Annotated in this window: 14 protein-coding genes and 1 pseudogene; 9 read left to right on the top strand and 6 right to left on the bottom strand. The window is 69.1% G+C overall.

The genetic code is table 11. The features are described from left to right. Positions 1–703, bottom strand: a 703-nt coding sequence (locus tag AACZ35_RS00930; RefSeq protein WP_339824938.1) for a M48 family metallopeptidase, incomplete at its 3' end; no start/stop codon positions are given. Positions 704–871: 168 nt separating this feature from the next. On the opposite strand from AACZ35_RS00930, the pseudogene AACZ35_RS00925 reads away from it, so the two are divergent. Further along, positions 872–2,738, top strand: a pseudogene (locus AACZ35_RS00925) (DEAD/DEAH box helicase). 6 nt (positions 2,739–2,744) lie between these two features. Here the strand turns inward: AACZ35_RS00925 and AACZ35_RS00920 are convergent. Then, positions 2,745–3,422 carry a hypothetical protein gene (locus AACZ35_RS00920; RefSeq protein ID WP_339824936.1) on the bottom strand — a complete coding sequence of 226 codons (678 nt, stop codon included), beginning with the start codon at positions 3,420–3,422 and terminating at the stop codon, positions 2,745–2,747. Positions 3,423–3,502: 80 nt separating this feature from the next. Between AACZ35_RS00920 and AACZ35_RS00915 the strand changes: the two genes are divergently transcribed. The 3 genes from AACZ35_RS00915 (at position 3,503) to AACZ35_RS00905 (ending at position 8,728) form a co-directional block, all read left to right on the top strand. Next, positions 3,503–4,681: an NAD(P)/FAD-dependent oxidoreductase gene (locus AACZ35_RS00915; protein WP_339824934.1), complete on the top strand. Its 1,179-nt coding sequence runs from the start codon at positions 3,503–3,505 to the stop codon at positions 4,679–4,681. A 64-nt stretch (positions 4,682–4,745) separates the two neighbouring features. Further along, positions 4,746–6,830, top strand: a complete 2,085-nt coding sequence (locus AACZ35_RS00910; RefSeq protein WP_339824931.1) for a VWA domain-containing protein — start codon at positions 4,746–4,748, stop codon at positions 6,828–6,830. A gap of 119 nt (positions 6,831–6,949) precedes the next feature. Continuing rightward, positions 6,950–8,728: an acyl-CoA dehydrogenase C-terminal domain-containing protein gene (locus AACZ35_RS00905; RefSeq protein WP_339824929.1), complete on the top strand. Its 1,779-nt coding sequence runs from the start codon at positions 6,950–6,952 to the stop codon at positions 8,726–8,728. Positions 8,729–8,732: 4 nt separating this feature from the next. Here the strand turns inward: AACZ35_RS00905 and AACZ35_RS00900 are convergent, their stop codons facing one another. Together AACZ35_RS00900 and AACZ35_RS00895 are read right to left on the bottom strand one after the other, a co-directional pair. Beyond that, positions 8,733–9,305, bottom strand: coding sequence for a DUF1415 domain-containing protein (locus AACZ35_RS00900; protein WP_339824926.1), 573 nt, complete (start codon positions 9,303–9,305; stop codon positions 8,733–8,735). A 4-nt stretch (positions 9,306–9,309) separates the two neighbouring features. Next, positions 9,310–10,617, bottom strand: coding sequence for an NADH:flavin oxidoreductase/NADH oxidase family protein (locus tag AACZ35_RS00895; RefSeq protein WP_339824923.1), 1,308 nt, complete (start codon positions 10,615–10,617; stop codon positions 9,310–9,312). A gap of 116 nt (positions 10,618–10,733) precedes the next feature. Here AACZ35_RS00895 and AACZ35_RS00890 point away from each other — a divergent pair, with 116 nt between their 5' ends. Next, entirely contained in the window at positions 10,734–11,126 is a 393-nt protein-coding gene (locus tag AACZ35_RS00890; RefSeq protein WP_339824921.1) for an MAPEG family protein, read from the top strand. 13 nt (positions 11,127–11,139) lie between these two features. Here the strand turns inward: AACZ35_RS00890 and AACZ35_RS00885 are convergent, their stop codons facing one another. Both AACZ35_RS00885 and AACZ35_RS00880 read right to left on the bottom strand, forming a co-directional pair. Further along, positions 11,140–12,045, bottom strand: a complete 906-nt coding sequence (locus AACZ35_RS00885; protein WP_339824918.1) for a sensor domain-containing protein — start codon at positions 12,043–12,045, stop codon at positions 11,140–11,142. Continuing rightward, positions 12,045–12,407: a PadR family transcriptional regulator gene (locus AACZ35_RS00880; protein WP_339824916.1), complete on the bottom strand. Its 363-nt coding sequence runs from the start codon at positions 12,405–12,407 to the stop codon at positions 12,045–12,047. Before AACZ35_RS00880 ends, AACZ35_RS00885 begins: the two co-directional genes overlap by 1 nt. 198 nt (positions 12,408–12,605) lie before the next feature. On the opposite strand from AACZ35_RS00880, the gene ygiD reads away from it, so the two are divergent. Genes ygiD through AACZ35_RS00860 form a run of 4 tightly spaced genes read left to right on the top strand, consistent with a single transcriptional unit; the run spans position 12,606 to position 15,836 of the window. Beyond that, a complete protein-coding gene (gene ygiD / locus AACZ35_RS00875) occupies positions 12,606–13,397 on the top strand; it encodes a 4,5-DOPA dioxygenase extradiol (protein WP_339824914.1) in 792 nt (263 codons plus the stop codon). Next, positions 13,397–14,266, top strand: coding sequence for a bile acid:sodium symporter (locus tag AACZ35_RS00870; protein ID WP_339824912.1), 870 nt, complete (start codon positions 13,397–13,399; stop codon positions 14,264–14,266). Before ygiD ends, AACZ35_RS00870 begins: the two co-directional genes overlap by 1 nt. Beyond that, positions 14,263–14,856: a class I SAM-dependent methyltransferase gene (locus AACZ35_RS00865; RefSeq protein WP_339824909.1), complete on the top strand. Its 594-nt coding sequence runs from the start codon at positions 14,263–14,265 to the stop codon at positions 14,854–14,856. The genes AACZ35_RS00870 and AACZ35_RS00865 overlap by 4 nt, the downstream gene beginning before the upstream one ends. Next, the gene (locus tag AACZ35_RS00860) at positions 14,856–15,836 is read left to right on the top strand and encodes a serine/threonine protein kinase (protein WP_339824907.1); all 981 of its coding nucleotides are present in this window, start codon (positions 14,856–14,858) and stop codon (positions 15,834–15,836) included. Before AACZ35_RS00865 ends, AACZ35_RS00860 begins: the two co-directional genes overlap by 1 nt. Positions 15,837–15,859: the final 23 nt, after the last annotated feature.

The following is a 15,859-nucleotide window of genomic DNA, read 5'->3' as shown; positions in this document are numbered from 1 at the left end:
CCGGGTCCGGGTGCGTGGACAACCATACCGGCGGCCGGTTGCCGCCGGTCGCGCGGATCATGTTTTCCCACACCGCTGGCGCGCCTTCCGGATTGAAACCCGCCAGCGCCATGTACCGCTGGCCCAGCACGTCCGCCTCGACTTCATGCTGGCGCGAGAATGGCAGCAGCACGCCTGCCTGCGCGCCAACGCCCAGCAGGCCCAGCAGCTGCTGCCGCTCGCCGCCGGTCGCCGCGTTCACCGCCTGCATCGCCGCTTCCGCCGCATAACGCTGCGACACCCGTTCGGCCGCATGGCGCGACACCATGTGGCCCATCTCGTGGCCGATCACCGCGGCCAGCTGGTCCTGGTTTGTTGCCACCTTGAACAGGCCGGTGTGCACGCCGACCTTGCCGCCCGGCAGCGCGAAGGCGTTCGGGCTGTCGTCCTGGATGACGATGATCTCCCAGGCCTGCTGGCGTTCGTGGGTCGGCAGCACCCGCACCAGTGCGTCGGCCACGCAGCGCACGTAGCGCGTCGCCGCCGGGTCGTTGGCCATCCGGCCGCTCGACTTGATCTGGTCGAAGGCCGTGGCGCCCATCCGGTCCATGGCCGAATCGTCGACCAGGATCAGCTGGCTTCGCCCGGTCGGGGTGGTGGCGCAGCCGGCAAGCAGGGCGAACAAAACCAGGGCGATCGGACGGCTCGGGCGGATGGCTCGCATGGTCGTTCTCCGGGGGGTGCAGGGGACCCATGATTCCGTTTACGCCCCTGGGTCGCAATACCGAAGCGGTTCAGGCGTTTGCGGCTGGTTTAGGGTACAATCTGCGCGCCTTCTTCGTGGTCCGTGGTGTGCCGGAATGCGAAGCTTCCCGAATACAACGGACTTCCCATGACCGACCCCACGAACGTGGCGCCGACCGCGCCCCTGCTTTTCAGCGATCTCGACCTCGGCGAGCCCCTGCTCAAGGCCCTGGCCGACGTCGGCTACGAGTCGCCTTCGCCCATCCAGGCCGCGACCATCCCCCACCTGCTGGCCGGCAAGGACGTGCTGGGCCAGGCCCAGACCGGCACCGGCAAGACCGCCGCCTTCGCCCTGCCCCTGCTGGCAAGGCTGGACCCGGCGGTGAACTCGCCCCAGGCCCTGGTGCTGTGCCCCACCCGCGAACTGGGCATCCAGGTCGCCGAGGCCTTCCAGAAGTACGCCGCCCACCTGCCCGGCTTCCGGGTGCTGCCGATCTACGGCGGCCAGGGTTATGGCCCGCAGCTGCAGGCCCTGCGCCGCGGCGTGCACGTCGTGGTCGGCACCCCCGGCCGCATCATCGACCACCTCGACAAGGGCTCGCTCGACCTCTCGCACCTGCGCACCCTGGTGCTGGACGAAGCCGACGAAATGCTGCGCATGGGCTTCATCGACGACGTCGAGGCCATCCTCAAGAAGATGCCGGCCGTGCGCCAGACGGCGCTGTTCTCGGCGACCATGCCGCACGCCATCCGCCGCATCGCCCAGACCTACCTCAAGGAACCGGTCGAAGTAACGATCGAGGCCAAGACCCGCACCGCCGACAACATCCGCCAGCGCAGCTGGGAAGTCAGCGGCATGCACAAGCTCGACGCGCTTACCCGCATCCTCGAAGCCGAACCCTTCGACGCCATGATCGTTTTCGCCCGCACCAAGCAGGCCACCGACGAACTGGCTGAAAAGCTGCAGGCGCGCGGTTTCTCCGCCGCCGCGATCAACGGCGACGTGGTGCAGGCCCAGCGCGAGCGCACCATCGCCCAGCTCAAGGACGGCAAGATCGACATCCTCGTCGCCACCGACGTGGCCGCCCGCGGCCTGGACGTGGACCGCATCAGCCACGTCGTCAACTACGACGTGCCCTACGACACCGAAAGTTACGTTCACCGCATCGGCCGCACCGGCCGCGCCGGTCGCAGCGGCGAGGCGATCCTGTTCATCGCCCCGCGCGATCGAACGAGCCACCCGCCAGCCGATCACGCCGATGGAGCTGCCGACCGTGGCCGCCGTCAACGACGTGCGCATCGCCAAGTTCAAGCAGCAGATCACCGATACGCTGGCCGCCGGCGAACTGGCCGAGTTCCGCAAGCTGATCGAAGACTACGAGCGCGAGATGAACGTGCCGGCCATCGAAATCGCCACCGCCCTGGCCAAGATGGCCCGCGGCGACGTGCCGCTGCTGATGCAGCCGCCGAAGTTCGAGGCCAAGAAGCGCGCCTTCGACCGCGACGTGCAGGACGCCACCGACCGCTACGCCAAGCCGGCCCGCTTCGAGCGCGGTGAGCGCGGTGAACGCCCGGAGCGCCCGGCCTTCGCCAAGAAGATTCGCGAACCGCGCACGCCTGACGAAGGCAAGGCCACCTTCCGCATCGAGGTCGGTTACGACCACGGCGTGAAGCCGGGCAACATCGTCGGCGCCATCGCCAACGAAGCCGGCCTGGACGCCAAGCACATCGGCCGCATCGAGATCTTCGAGGACCACACCCTGCTCGACCTGCCCGATGGCATGCCGGTGGACGTGATGACCCACCTCAAGACCGTCTGGTGCGCCGGCCAGCAGCTGCGCATCACCCGCGACGGCGAGCCGCCGGACACCGCCGGCAAGGTGCCGGGCAAGAAGCCCTTCGGCAAGAAGCCCTTTGGCGGCCCGAAGAAGGACTTCGGCGAGCGCAAGTCGTTCGGACCGAAGAAGTCCTTCGGCCCGAAAAAGCCGCACCGCAAGGGCCCCGCCCAGGACTGAGCCCGGTCAGGGCAAGGCAGGCAGGGACGGCATCGCGCCCAGCGTCTTTTCCAGCAGGGGAAGGTGCGGGCGCAGCAGCGCGGCGTTGTGCTTCGCCGCAGCCAGGGCGACCTCGTCGTCGGGGTCGGGCCCGCCGAAGGACGGCAGGCCCGGCAAGCCGGCCATGCCGGCCACGTCGGCGGCGCCGGGCACCGGCACCAGTTCGGTCATCGCGGCGAGCGACTGCCGGCGCACCCAGGCGTATTCCTGCCGCGACATGCCCACCTGGTTCACGCCCTTGGCCTGGGCGGCGCGCAGGCGCGAAAGCAGCGCCGACGACTCCCCGAACACATTGCCCAGGTCCTGCAGCGTGGGTTCGCGGGCGCCGCTGGCACGTTCGCCGGCCGCCGCCTGGGCCTGGCTGGCCAGGCGCGCCAGGTCGGGGCCCATCTCGGCCGCCACCACTTTCTGCACCTGCACGAAGGCCTCGACCTGGGCCGGCGTCATGCGTCCGTCCGCGGGCGGCGCGTAGGGCGACTGGTTGCTGATGTCGTTGCCCAGGTCGACGGCGCTGATCCAGGTCTTGGCGCCTTCCATGCCGGCGCTCCACATCGGCCTGAGCACGAACCACCAGGCCGCCACCGCGCCCAGCGCGAAAAGCAGCAGGACCACCAGGCACCCCACCAGGAACTTCTTCGCCGCCATGTCCGACTCCCCCGGCCTGGTTTTGCCGGCCTGGGCCCGAGGATAGTCGCGGGCGCACGTGAACGGCTAGAGTCCGCGCCATGGAACACGACGTACTGATCATCGGCGGGGGCGCCGCGGGCCTGATGTGCGCGCTGACCGCCGGGCGGCGGGGGCGCCGCGTGCGGGTGCTCGAACACGCCAACCGCTGCGGCAAGAAGATCCTGATGTCCGGCGGCGGGCGCTGCAATTTCACCAATACCGGCACCACGCCCGCCAACTTCCTGTCGGCCAACCCGCATTTCTGCAAGTCGGCGCTGGCGCGCTACCGGCCCGAACACTTCATCGCCATGGTCGATGCCCACGGCATCGCCTGGCACGAGAAGGAGCTGGGCCAGCTGTTCTGCGACGACTCGTCCAAGCAGATCGTCGCCATGCTGCTGGCCGAATGCGCCGAGGCCGGCGTGCTGGTCGACACGTCCTGCAGCGTCGAAACAATCAGCGCCGCGCCCGGCGGCGGATTCACGCTGCGCACCACCAAGGGCGCCATGGCGGCGCAATCGCTGGTGGTCGCGACCGGCGGACTTTCGATACCGAAGATGGGCGCCACCGGCTTTGGCTACGACATCGCGCGCCAGTTCGGCCACGCCGTGCTGCCCACGCGCGCCGGCCTGGTGCCGCTGACGCTCAGCGGAAAGCACCAGGAGCACTACGCCGACCTCGCGGGCGTGTCGGTGCATGTCTCGGCGCGCTGCGGCAAGGCGCGCTTCGACAACGCCATGCTGGTCACCCACCGCGGGCTCAGCGGCCCGGCGATCCTGCAGGTGTCCTCGTACTGGGAGCCGGGCAAGGAACTGCTGCTCGACCTGCTGCCCGAACACGACATCGAGGCCTGGCTGCTCGAACGCCAGCGCGAACAGCCGGCGGCGGAGCTGCGCACCGTGCTGGCCGACGTGTTCCCGAAACGATTCGCGCAGCGGCTGTGCGAGGTGTGGTTCACCAGCAAGCCGATGCGGCAGTACAGCCACGGCGAACTGCCGGCCATCGCCCGCCAGCTGGCGCACTGGCCGATCATCGCCAGCGGCACCGAGGGCTACCGCACCGCGGAAGTGACCCTGGGCGGCGTCGATACCGACGGCGTGTCCTCGAGCCGCATGGAATCAAACACCGTGCCCGGCCTGTTTTTCATCGGCGAAGTGCTCGACGTCACCGGCTGGCTGGGCGGCTACAACTTCCAGTGGGCCTGGGCCAGCGGACACGCCGCCGGCAGCGTCGCCTGATTGGCGCAATCGGCCCCCGTTTCGCGTTAAGTTGCCAATACCCCCGGAAAACAGGAGCTTGCCCATGCCCCGGAACACGCGCCGCGCCACGCTTCCCGCGCTCGCCCTGATCTGCCTGGCCACCGGCCTGGCACAGGCCCAGGAACCGGCCCAGGAGCAGGCCATCATCGTGCTCGACGCATCGGGTTCGATGTGGGGCCAGATCAACGGCAAGCCCAAGCTCGAGATAGCGCGCGAAACCCTGGCAACGGTGCTCAAGGACACGCCCGACACCATGGCGCTGGGCCTGATCGCCTACGGCCACCGCGAAAAGGGCAACTGCGACGACATCGAACTGGTGGTGCCCGTGCGCACCGGCAGCGCCGGCGACATCGCCGCCGCCGCGGCGAAGATGAAGTTCCTGGGCATGACCCCGCTCTCGGAATCGGTGGCCCGCGCCGCCCGCGAACTGCGCTTCACGGAACAAAAGGCCACGGTCATCCTGATCACCGATGGCCTGGAAACCTGCAAGGCCGACCCCTGCGCCCTGGGCAAGGAGCTGGAGGAATCGGGCGTGGATTTCACCGCCCACGTGGTCGGATTCGGGCTCAGCGCCGAAGAAGGCAAGCAGGTGGCCTGCCTGGCCGAGAACACCGGCGGCCGCTACATCGCCGCCAACGATGCCGACGGCCTGGCCGAGGCGCTGACGCAAACCGTGGTCGAGGCCCCGCCGGCGCCACCTGCGCCCGAAGCCACGCTGGAAGCCCCCGACAGTGCGCCCATTTCATCGCGCATCCTGGTCAGCTGGACCGGGCCGGCGCACCAGTACGACGACATCCAGGTGTTCGCACCCGACGAGCGCGGCGGCCGCGGCAAGGTCATCGACACCCAGCGCGTGCTTTCCGACAAGCGTGCCGACCAGAAGCAGGTGGAGCTGGTCGCGCCCGCCAAACCCGGCGACTACCTGCTGCGCTATTACCACGGCGCGCAGTCGAAGGTGATCGCCACGCGGCCGATCACCATCACCGACGCCGAGGTGGGCCTGGAAGGCCCCGGCGAAGTCAGCATCGCCAGCACCTTCGAGGTGACCTGGACCGGTCCGGGCGAGCAGTACGACGAAGTACAGGTCTGGGACCCGCGCGCGCGCGCCGGCCGCGGCGCCAGCGTCGACAACCAGCGCGTGCAGAGCGCCAGGGGCTTCGACCAGCGCCGGGTGACCCTGACCGCGCCGGCCACGCCCGGTGACTACGAACTGCGTTATTACAACGGCCACAACAGCGCCGTGCTGGCGACCGTGGCGCTGAAGGTGGTCGACGCCGAGGTGGCGCTGCAGGCCCCGGAAGAAGTGGACATGGCTTCAAGCTTCGTCGTCACCTGGACCGGCCCCGGCGCCCAGTACGACGAAGTGCAGGTCTGGGATCCGAAGGCGCGTTCCGGCAGCGGCAAGGCCATCGACAACCAGCGCGTGCGCAGCGCCAAGGGTTACGACCAGCGCCAGGTCACCCTGACCGCCCCGGCCTCGCCGGGCGACTATGAGCTTCGCTACTGGAACGGCGACAACAACAAGGCGCTGGCCGCGATCCCGCTGCGCGTGCTGGCCACCGAGGTGGCGCTTGATGCGCCCGCCTCCGTGCCGATGGCTTCCGACTTTTCCGTCACCTGGACGGGCCCGGGCGCCCAGTACGACGAAGTGCAGGTCTGGGACCCGCGCGCGCGCGCCGGCCGCGGCAAGGCCATCGACAACCAGCGTGTGCAAAGCGACAAGGGCTACGACCAGCGCCAGGTCAGTCTGACCGCGCCGGGCGCGCCCGGCGACTACACGCTTCGTTACTGGAACGGCGACAACTCTTCGCTGCTGCACGAGCAGCCGCTCAAGGTGACGGCCGTCGAAGTGGCGCTCGACCCACCGGCCAGCGCCCCGGCCGGCCAGTACGTCACCATCACCTGGACCGGCCCCGGCGCCCGCTACGACGAAATCCAGGTCTGGGACCCGGCCGCGCGCGCCGGCCGCGGCCAGTCGCTGGCCAACAAGCGGGTCCAGTCCGACAAGGGGTACGACCAGCGCCAGGTGACCATCAAGCTGCCCGATGTCCCCGGCAACTACGAGCTGCGCTACTGGAACGGCGACAACCAGCTGCTGCTGCACAGCCAGCCCTTCCGCGTCGAATGACTCCGGCGCCAGTCCCGCCCCCCGGGGCGGGGCTGGCTGCCACGGCCCGGCCTCGGGCATACTCCGGCATCACATACGCACCGGTATGGTGCGCCTGAAGCCCGACCCGAGAGCCCGCCATGCCCCACTACACCGCCCCGCTGCGCGACATGCAGTTCGTGCTGTTCGACCTGCTGCAGGCCGAAGCCGAACTCGCCGCACTGCCCCGCCACGCCGGCCTGGACCGCGAAACCATCGAAGCGGTGCTCGAGGAAGGCGCGAAATTCGCCAGCCAGGTCATCCAGCCGCTCAACCAGGTCGGCGACCGCGAAGGCTGCACCTGGCACGGCGACGGCGTGGTGACCGCGCCCCCGGGATTCAAGGAGGCCTACCGACAGTACGTGGACAACGGCTGGCCCTCGGTGTCCTGCGACCCGGACTGGGGCGGCCAGGGCCTGCCGACGCTGGTGAACAACCGCCTGTACGAGATGTGGAACTCGGCCAACCAGGCCTGGCTGATGTACGCCGGCCTGTCCCACAGCGCCTACGAATGCCTGATGGCCTTCGGCACCGAACAGCAGAAGCAGGTCTACCTGACCAAAATCGTCTCCGGCGAATGGACCGGCACCATGTGCCTGACCGAACCACACTGCGGCACCGACCTGGGCCTGCTCAAGACGAAGGCCGAACCGAACGGCGACGGCAGCTTCGCCCTGACCGGCACCAAGATCTTCATCAGCGCCGGCGAACACGACCTCGCCGAAAACATCCTGCACCTGGTGCTGGCCCGCCTGCCCGGCGCGCCCGCCGGCACCAAGGGCATCTCGCTGTTCCTGGTGCCCAAGTTCCTGCCCGATGCGAACGGCGCCGTCGGCGCACGCAACACCATCAAGGCCGGCTCGATCGAACACAAGATGGGAATCCACGGCAACGCCACCTGCGTGATGAACCTCGACGGGGCCACCGGCTGGCTGATCGGCGAAGCCAACAAGGGCCTGGCCGCGATGTTCGTGATGATGAACTCCGCGCGCCTGGGCGTGGGCATGCAGTCGCTGGGCCAGGCCGAGGTGGCCTACCAGAACGCCGCCGCCTATGCGAAGGACCGCCTGCAGGGTCGCGCCGCCACCGGTCCGGCCTCGCCGGACAAGCCGGCTGATTCGATCCTGGTGCATCCGGACGTGCGCCGCATGCTGCTTACTGCACGCGCCTGCAACGAAGGCGGCCGCGCCCTGGCCACCTGGACCGCGCTGCTGCTCGACCGCGAACACGACCATCCGGATCCGGCCGTGCGCGAGGAAGCCAGCGAACTGATGGCGCTGCTGACGCCGGTGGTGAAGGCCTTCCTTACCGACAACGGCTGGGAAACAGCGACCCTGTGCCAGCAGGTGCTGGGCGGCCACGGCTACATCAGCGAATGGGGCATGGACCAGTACGTGCGCGACGCACGCATCAACATGATCTACGAAGGCACCAACGGCATCCAGGCGCTGGACCTGCTGGGCCGCAAGGTGCTGATGGATGGCGGCCAGAAGTTCGGTCGTTTCGCCGCGCTGGTGCAGGCCTTCCTGAAGGAGAACGCCGGTCGCCCGGAGCTTGCCGAATTCACCGAGCCGCTGGCTAAGCTGCTGGCCGACACCGTCGCCCTGACCCAGGAGATCGGTGCGAAGGCCAAGGCCGACCCCAATGAAGTGGGCGCCGCGGCGGTGCCCTACCTGCGCATCACCGGCCACCTGTGTTTCGCCTGGCTGTGGGCGCGCATGGCGGCGCTGGCGAGCGGCAAGGACGATGACTTCCACACGGCGAAGGTCGCCACGGCGCGTTTTTACTTCGCCTGGCTGCTGCCCGAAGTCGAGCAGCGTTTCCGCGAAGCCCGCGCCGGTGCACCCAGCCTGATGGCCCTGCCCGCCGACGCCTTCTGAACCGCTACCTGCGCCAGAGCGCCTTCCAGCCTTCGGGGCCCAGCTTGCGCAGGGTCGCGATGTTGGTTTCGTAGATGCGGTCGGCGTCCGGGAAGGCCGCCACCGCCTTGTCGACGCTGTCCTCGCGCAGCAGGTGCAGGGTCGGGAACGGCGCCCGGTTGCTGAAGTTGGCCATGTCGTCGGGCGCACTCTCGGCGAACTGGTACTGCGGGTGGAAACTCGCCACCTGCAGCACGCCGTCGAGCTCGAGTTCTTCAACCGCGGCGTCGGCGATGTCCAGGAAGTCGTTGTAGTCCAGGAAATCGCGCAGCACATAGGGATGCACAAGCAACGTGGTCTCGATGTCGCCCGGCTCGGCCGAAGCCAGCAGCTGCAGTTCATGCAGCAGGTCGTCGAGCAGGCCTTCTTCGTCGGTGGCCTGGCTGACCACGTAGCGAATCTGCCGCTTGACGTGCACCGCCTTGGCGAAGGGGCACAGGTTGAGGCCGATCACGGCCTTTTCCAGCCATTCCTGGGTGGCCGCGACCACGGCTTCGTCGGTCAGCGGTTCATCGCCATGCATCGGATCGTGGCTCATCTTGTTACTCCCGGCGCCGCAGCGCGGCGGCCTTGCTCAGGTCATTCCACCAGTAACGCACGAACGAGCGCAGCATGCCGCGGTGCGGATCGATGCGCCGGCCGTCGGCAAGCCGTTCCATCTGCTGGTAGTACCAGCCCTGGGCGCCGAGCACGTTGACCATCTTCGCCAGCAACCACGGGCTGGCCGGCGAAAGGCGGCCGCGGGAGCGCAGGTGCAGGCGGTTTTCGAAAGCCGGCAAGGTGTCGATTTCGCGCGCCAGCAGCTGGCGGGCCACGTCCGGGTGCGTGCAGAAGGGCCGGGCGATGCCGATCAGGTCGGTGTCGCCGCTGGCCAGCGCCGCCTCCATGCCTTCGCGGCTGCGGAAGCCGCCGGTCACCATCAGCGGCATGCGCGCCACCCGCCGGATGGCGGCGGCGTAGTCGAGGAAATAGGCCTCGCGCACGCGGGTGCTGGGGCGTACCTGCACGGCGTCACCGTCGCGACCGGCGATGCCCAGCAGGCGCGGCTGTTCGTAGTTGCCGCCGGAGATCTCCAGCAGGTCCACCGCCTCGCCATTGAGCAGTTCCACCACGCCCAGGCAGTCGGCGTGGCTGAAGCCACCCTTGCGGAAGTCGTCGGAATTGAGCTTCACCGACACCGGGAAATCGGCGCCCACCGCCTTTCGTACCGCGCGCACGGTTTCGACCAGGAAACGCGCGCGGTTGTGCAGGGACCCACCCCAGGCGTCGGTGCGACGGTTGGTGACCGGCGACAGGAAGCTGCTCAGGAGGTATCCGTGCGCGCCATGCACCTGCACGCCGGTGAAGCCGCTGTCGCGTGCGATCACCGCGACGTCGGCGAAACGCTGCACCAGGGCCAGGATTTCGTCTTCGCGCAGCGCCCGCGGGCGGGCGTAGTTGCCCAGCAGGTCCAGCTGCACGTCCGAGGGGCCGACCGGTTCGCGGGTGACATAACGCGGCGACTGCCGGCCGGCGTGCGAAATCTGCATCCACAGCGCGTTGCCCGCCCGCGTACCGGCCCTGGCCCAGCTGCGAAGCCGTTCACGGGCGGCGGCGTCGACGCTGGGCGCGAAGCCGGGATCGATGGCGACATTGCCGGGGCGTTCGAGCACCCGGTGGTCGATCATCACGTTGCCGGTTATCAGCAGGCCGGCGCCGCCGGCGCTCCAGGCGCCGTAAAGCTGGTCGAGCCGGGGCGTGGCGCGCAGCCGCGAATCCCCCAGGCCTTCGGTCATCGCAGCCTTGCAAAGGCGGTTGCCGAGCGTCGTGCCGCAGGGCAGGCGCAGCGGCTGGGCCAGGGGATCGGACATCGGCGACTCCAGCAGGGGATCCGGTCGCCCACGATACTTCAAGCACCGGCGCGCGGCCGTGATGCCCTCTTCATGCCCCGAACCGCTACGCTTGCGCGAATCCCAAGGAGCCCGCCATGCATCCCCTGATCGGTCTGATCACCCTGCTCACCGTGTTGCTGCTGATGGTCCTGATGGCGCTGGTGGGCCGCGCCCGCGGCCAGCACAACGTCAAGGCGCCGGCCACCACCGGCCCGGAAGGTTTCGAACGGTGCTTCCGGGTGCAGATGAACACGCAGGAGTCAGCGCTGATGTTCCTGCCGGCCCTGTGGACCGCGGCTGCCTTCAGCCTGCCCTGGCTGGCGGCGGTCTTCGGCGCCGTCTGGCTGCTGGCCCGGGTCTGGTACGCGGCGGCCTACCTTGATCCCGCGAAGAGCCGCGCCGCGCCCTTCGCCCTGTCGGTGCTGGCCCTGCTCGCGCTGGTCGGGCAGGGCCTGTGGGGCCTGGGCTGGACGCTGGCCCTGGGCTGAAGCCCGCCCGGCCTCAGTGCTGGGCGGTCTTCACCAGCAGGTTCTTGGCCAGGGCGCCGTGGCCGCGGCCGACCAGCCGGGCCAGGTGCAGCATGGCGAAGAACAGCAGGCCGCCGGCCAGGATCACCAGGGCCGCCTGCCAGGGTGCGCCGATGTAGACGCCATCCCAGTCCATGCCCACGGGCAGGCCGAAGCTGCCCAGGATGGCGAACAGGCCGCCGACCACCAGGCCGACCGAAAGCGCCATGCCGGTCACGGTGACCGTGAAGTAGGCAATGCCCAGCGGCAGCATCAGCAGCTGGTAGAGCATGGTGCTCCAGGTGCGCGGGTCGGTGAACATGGCGCCGATGCGCTCGAGCCAGGGCTGGCCGCGGCCCTGGTACAGCGGCCGGCGCGGCATGCGTTCGCCCAGCAGCACCTCGACGATGCGGCCTTCCACCAGCGACAGCACGCGCACCAGGCCGATGAACAGGATCACCACCGGGATGCCGATGATCATCAGCGCCAGGCTGGCCGAAAGACTGAAGCCGGTGACCACGGCGGTGAAATAGACGATGCCCGTAGCCAGGGAAAGCAGCATGTAGAAAAGCGCCGTCCAGGCCCGGGTGTCGGTGACGACCCCGAAAAAACGACCGGTGGCGCTTTCGCGCGGCGGCGCCGGCGGCGTGCGCAGCGCCCGGGTCACCTGCACCTCGGTGTCGCGGTAGATGTCGGCCACCTCCTCGGGCGCGCCGTAGCTGGTGGCGACGCTGGCGATCACGTCCGCTTCCGCCATGCCGGGGTTGGCGGCCAGTTCCGAGCGCAGGTATTCCTCCGCGTCGTACAGGGCGTCCTGCACCAGGGCCGGGTCGGCGCCGCGCAGGGCTGCGCGCAGCTGGTCGAGGTAGTCGGGAATGGTTTTCGGGGTGGCGGCGGTCATCACAGGTTTCCTTCCAGCACGGAATCGACGGAGTCGCGGGTGGTGCGCCAGCTGCCGGTCCATTCCGACAGCGCCTGGCGGCCCAGCGTGGTGATGCGGTAATAGCGCCGCGGCGGGCCGCTGACCGAAGGCACCACGTGGCTTTCGGCCAGGCCGGCGGCGCTGAGGTTTCGCAGCACGGGGTAGAGCGCGCTTTGTTTGCCACCCAGCAGCGGGTCGCCGGTCAGTTCCAGCCGCTTGGCGATCTGGTAGCCATAAAGCGGTTCGTCCGAACGGGCCAGCACCGCCAGAAGGACCAGGGATACGGTCCCGGCGCTGAGCTCCTTCTGGAATTTCTTCAGGTGCGGCTCGGTGTCCTGCATGGTCCTGTCCCGGCCTGAGCGATACAGGCGTCTTGTGGATAGTGTTGAGTCAATAATAGCCAGGCCCGGAACAAGCGGCAGTGCCGCAAGTCACGGTCCCCGGCGGGGCCAGCGGGGGCCGCGGAAGCCCGCCCGTCTTGCATCCCTCGTCGCCTTGGTTAATGTGGGGGCCAATCCCCCCTGTCGGAGAGTGTCTCGATGAGCCCGTCCATGCCTGGCCCGATGCCCGCCCTGTTCGTCGGGCACGGATCGCCCATGAACGCCATCGAGGACAACGCCTGGCGTCGAAGCTGGCAGGCGCTGGGCAAACGCCTGCCGCGTCCCAAGGCCATCCTTTGCGTCTCCGCGCACTGGGAAACCGAAGGCGTTTTTGTCGGCAGCGCCGAGAAGCCCGACACCATCCACGACTTCCGCGGCTTTCCCAAGGCACTGTTCGACGTGCGCTATCCGGCGCCGGGCAGCCCGGACCTGGCGCACCGGGTCGCCGAGCTGGTGGACGATCCCCGGGTGCATTTCGACTCGCACCGCGGCCTCGACCACGGCGTCTGGAGCGTGCTGCAGCCCATGTTCCCCGAGGCCGACATCCCGGTGGTGCCGCTGAGCCTTTCCATCCTGCAGCCCGGCGCCTGGCACTACGACTTCGCCCAGCAGCTGGCGCCGCTGCGCGACGAAGGCGTGCTGGTCGTGGGCACCGGCAACATCGTGCACAACCTGCGCTACTGGCGGCAGGGCCAGACCGAGCCACTGGACTGGGCCCAGCGCTTCGACGAGGACATCGCCGAACGCATCGCCGAAGGCCACCACGAAGGCATGCTCGGCTACGAAACCCTGGGCCCCGACGCCCTGATGGCCATCCCCTCGCCCGAACACTACCTGCCGCTGCTGTACGTGCTGGCCCTTCAGCGCGACGAGGACCCGGTCGAGTTCTTCAACGAAGACGTGGTCGGCCCCATCTCCATGCGTTCGGTCATCATCGGCAAGCTGGACTGATGTCCGACAACCCGGTCCTGATGCTGTTCCTGCCGGCCGCGCTGGCCGTGGTGATGGCCGGGCTGGGCCTGCACCTGACCCTGGCCGACTTCCGCCGCGTGCTGGCGGTGCCGCGCGCCGTGGCCGTGGCGCTGGCGGTGCAGGTGCTGCTGCTGCCGCCGGTCGCGTTCGGCCTGGCCAAGGCCTTCGGCCTGCCCGGCGAACTGGCCCTGGGCCTGGTGCTTCTGGCGGCTTCGCCCGGCGGTGTCACCGCCAATCTTTTCAGCCACCTGGCGCGCGGCGACGTCGCGCTCAACATCAGCCTGACCGCCATCAACAGCGTGCTGGCGCTGGTGACGCTGCCGATCTGGACGGCGCTTGCGCTGTCGGTGTTCCTGGGCGCCGAAGGCAGCGTGCCGCCGCCGACCCGCAAGATCGTCGAGGTCGCCGTACTGGTGGTCGGCCCGGTGGCCCTGGGCATGGCGCTGCGCGCCTGGCGCCCGGCGCTGGCGGCGGCGGCGGAAAAGCCGGTGCGCTTGCTGTCCTCGCTGCTGCTGGGCGTGCTGATCATCATGGCCTTCGTGTCCGAGTGGGACATCGTGCGCATGTACGCGCCGGTGGTCGGGCTGGCCTGCGTGCTGTTCAACCTGGTCAGCCTGCTGTCGGGTTATTTCGTGGCGCGCGGCGTGCGCCTGGCCGAACCGCAGGCCATCGCCATCGCCTTCGAAATCGGCATCCACAACGGCACCCTGGCCATCTTCATCGCCATCGAAGTGCTGGGCCGCGACGCGGCCAGCATCGCGCCGGCCATCTATGCGCTCAGCATGTACCTCACCGGCGCGCTGTTCGCGATGTGGTTGTTGCACCGGGGCAAGGCGCGGCCGGCATGAAGAAGGTCTACGACCGCGACTATTTCGAAAACTGGTACCGCCGCCGCGACCTGGGCGGCGCCGCCGCGCTGGGCCGCAAGGTGGCGCTGGCCGTGGCCACCGCCGAATACCACCTGGGCCGGCCGCTGAAGTCGGTGCTCGACGTCGGCTGCGGCGAAGGCGCCTGGCGGGCGCCGCTGCTGCGTCTGCGCCCCGGCCTGAACTACATGGGCCTGGACAGCAGCGACTACGCCATCGACCGCTACGGCGCCAGCCGGAACCTGCACTGGATGCCCTTCGGCGACCTGGCCGCGGTCGGGTTTTCGCGGCCGGTGGACCTGCTGGTGTGCTCGGACGTGATGCACTACCTGGCCGACGACGAACTGCTGCGCGGGCTGAAGGAATTTTCGCGCCTGTGCCACGGCGTCGCCTTCCTCGAAGTCTTCGCCGAAGGCGATGAGATCGTCGGCGACCTGAAGGAACTGCACCGCCGCCCAGCCGCCTGGTACCGCAAGGCCTTCGGCAAGGCCGGCTTCACGCCCATCGGTTCGCACCTATATTTGTCCCAGGCCCTGGCCAGCCGCGCCACCGCGCTGGAGCTGCCCCGCTAGTGGGCGGCGAGACGCCGTTCGCAGACCTCGACCCCGACCGCATCCTCGACGCCGTCGAGTCACTCGGCCTGCACAGCGATGGCCGCGTGCTGGCGCTCAACAGCTACGAAAACCGCGTGTATCGCATCGGCATGGAACAGGGCCCGGCGCGCGTGGCCAAGTTCTACCGCCCCGGCCGCTGGACCGACGAAGCCATCGGCGAAGAACACGCCTTTTCCGCCGAACTAAAGGCTGCCGATCTTTCCGTGGTCGCGCCGCTGGAAATCCAGGGCCGCACCCTGCACCACTTCCAGGGCCATCGCTTCGCGCTGTTCGAACTGCGCGGCGGCCATGCGCCCGAGCCAGGCAACCGCGACGTGCTCACCCACCTGGGCCGCGTGCTGGGCCGCCTGCATGCGGTCGGTGCCTCCGGGCGATTCACCCACCGCGGCGTGATCGGCATCGAAAGCCACGGCGAGGACCCGGTGCACTACCTGCTGGAAAACCGCTGGCTGCCGCCCGACCTGGAAGGCAACTTCGAACGCCTGGCCGAAGCCCTGTTCGACGCCATGGACGCCTGTTACGAACGCGCCGGCGAATCCACCGTGCTGCGCCTGCACGGCGACTGCCACCCGGGCAATATCCTGTGGCGCGACGAGCAGGCGCACTTCGTCGATCTCGACGACTGCCTGTCGGGGCCGGCGGTGCAGGACCTGTGGATGCTGGCCGGCCGGCGCGAAGACAGCCGCGAGCCCTGGCGCTGGCTGCTGGAGGGTTATGAAACCTTCCGCGCCTTCGACCGCCGCGAACTGCACCTGGTCGAATCCCTGCGCACGCTGCGCCTGCTGCACCACAACGCCTGGATCGCCCGCCGCTGGCACGACCCGGCCTTCCCGGTTGCCTTCCCGTGGTTCGAGGCGCCGCGGCACTGGGAGTCGGTGATCACCCAGATGCAGGAACAGCTGGCTGCCCTGCAGGAACCACCGCCCGACCCCGACTGAGCCGGCTTGCGTTAGGCTGGTCG

Origin of the sequence: uncultured Arenimonas sp. (assembly GCF_963976025.1) — a bacterium.
GTDB lineage: Bacteria > Pseudomonadota > Gammaproteobacteria > Xanthomonadales > Xanthomonadaceae > Arenimonas.
Note: the sequence above shows the minus strand (reverse complement) of the source record. Positions and strands in the feature narration are given on the sequence as shown.

Excerpts from the sequence above, each read along its gene's own strand:
- AACZ35_RS00915 (WP_339824934.1), top strand. The coding sequence starts at position 3,503 with ATGGAACACGACGTACTGATCATCGGCGGGGGCGCCGCGGGCCTGATG.
- AACZ35_RS00870 (WP_339824912.1), top strand. The coding sequence starts at position 13,397 with ATGTCCGACAACCCGGTCCTGATGCTGTTCCTGCCGGCCGCGCTGGCC.
- AACZ35_RS00910 (WP_339824931.1), top strand. The coding sequence starts at position 4,746 with ATGCCCCGGAACACGCGCCGCGCCACGCTTCCCGCGCTCGCCCTGATC.
- AACZ35_RS00920 (WP_339824936.1), bottom strand. The coding sequence starts at position 3,422 with ATGGCGGCGAAGAAGTTCCTGGTGGGGTGCCTGGTGGTCCTGCTGCTT.
- AACZ35_RS00865 (WP_339824909.1), top strand. The coding sequence starts at position 14,263 with ATGAAGAAGGTCTACGACCGCGACTATTTCGAAAACTGGTACCGCCGC.
- ygiD (WP_339824914.1), top strand. The coding sequence starts at position 12,606 with ATGAGCCCGTCCATGCCTGGCCCGATGCCCGCCCTGTTCGTCGGGCAC.
- AACZ35_RS00895 (WP_339824923.1), bottom strand. The coding sequence starts at position 10,617 with ATGTCCGATCCCCTGGCCCAGCCGCTGCGCCTGCCCTGCGGCACGACG.
- AACZ35_RS00885 (WP_339824918.1), bottom strand. The coding sequence starts at position 12,045 with ATGACCGCCGCCACCCCGAAAACCATTCCCGACTACCTCGACCAGCTG.
- AACZ35_RS00880 (WP_339824916.1), bottom strand. The coding sequence starts at position 12,407 with ATGCAGGACACCGAGCCGCACCTGAAGAAATTCCAGAAGGAGCTCAGC.
- AACZ35_RS00900 (WP_339824926.1), bottom strand. The coding sequence starts at position 9,305 with ATGAGCCACGATCCGATGCATGGCGATGAACCGCTGACCGACGAAGCC.
- AACZ35_RS00890 (WP_339824921.1), top strand. The coding sequence starts at position 10,734 with ATGCATCCCCTGATCGGTCTGATCACCCTGCTCACCGTGTTGCTGCTG.
- AACZ35_RS00905 (WP_339824929.1), top strand. The coding sequence starts at position 6,950 with ATGCCCCACTACACCGCCCCGCTGCGCGACATGCAGTTCGTGCTGTTC.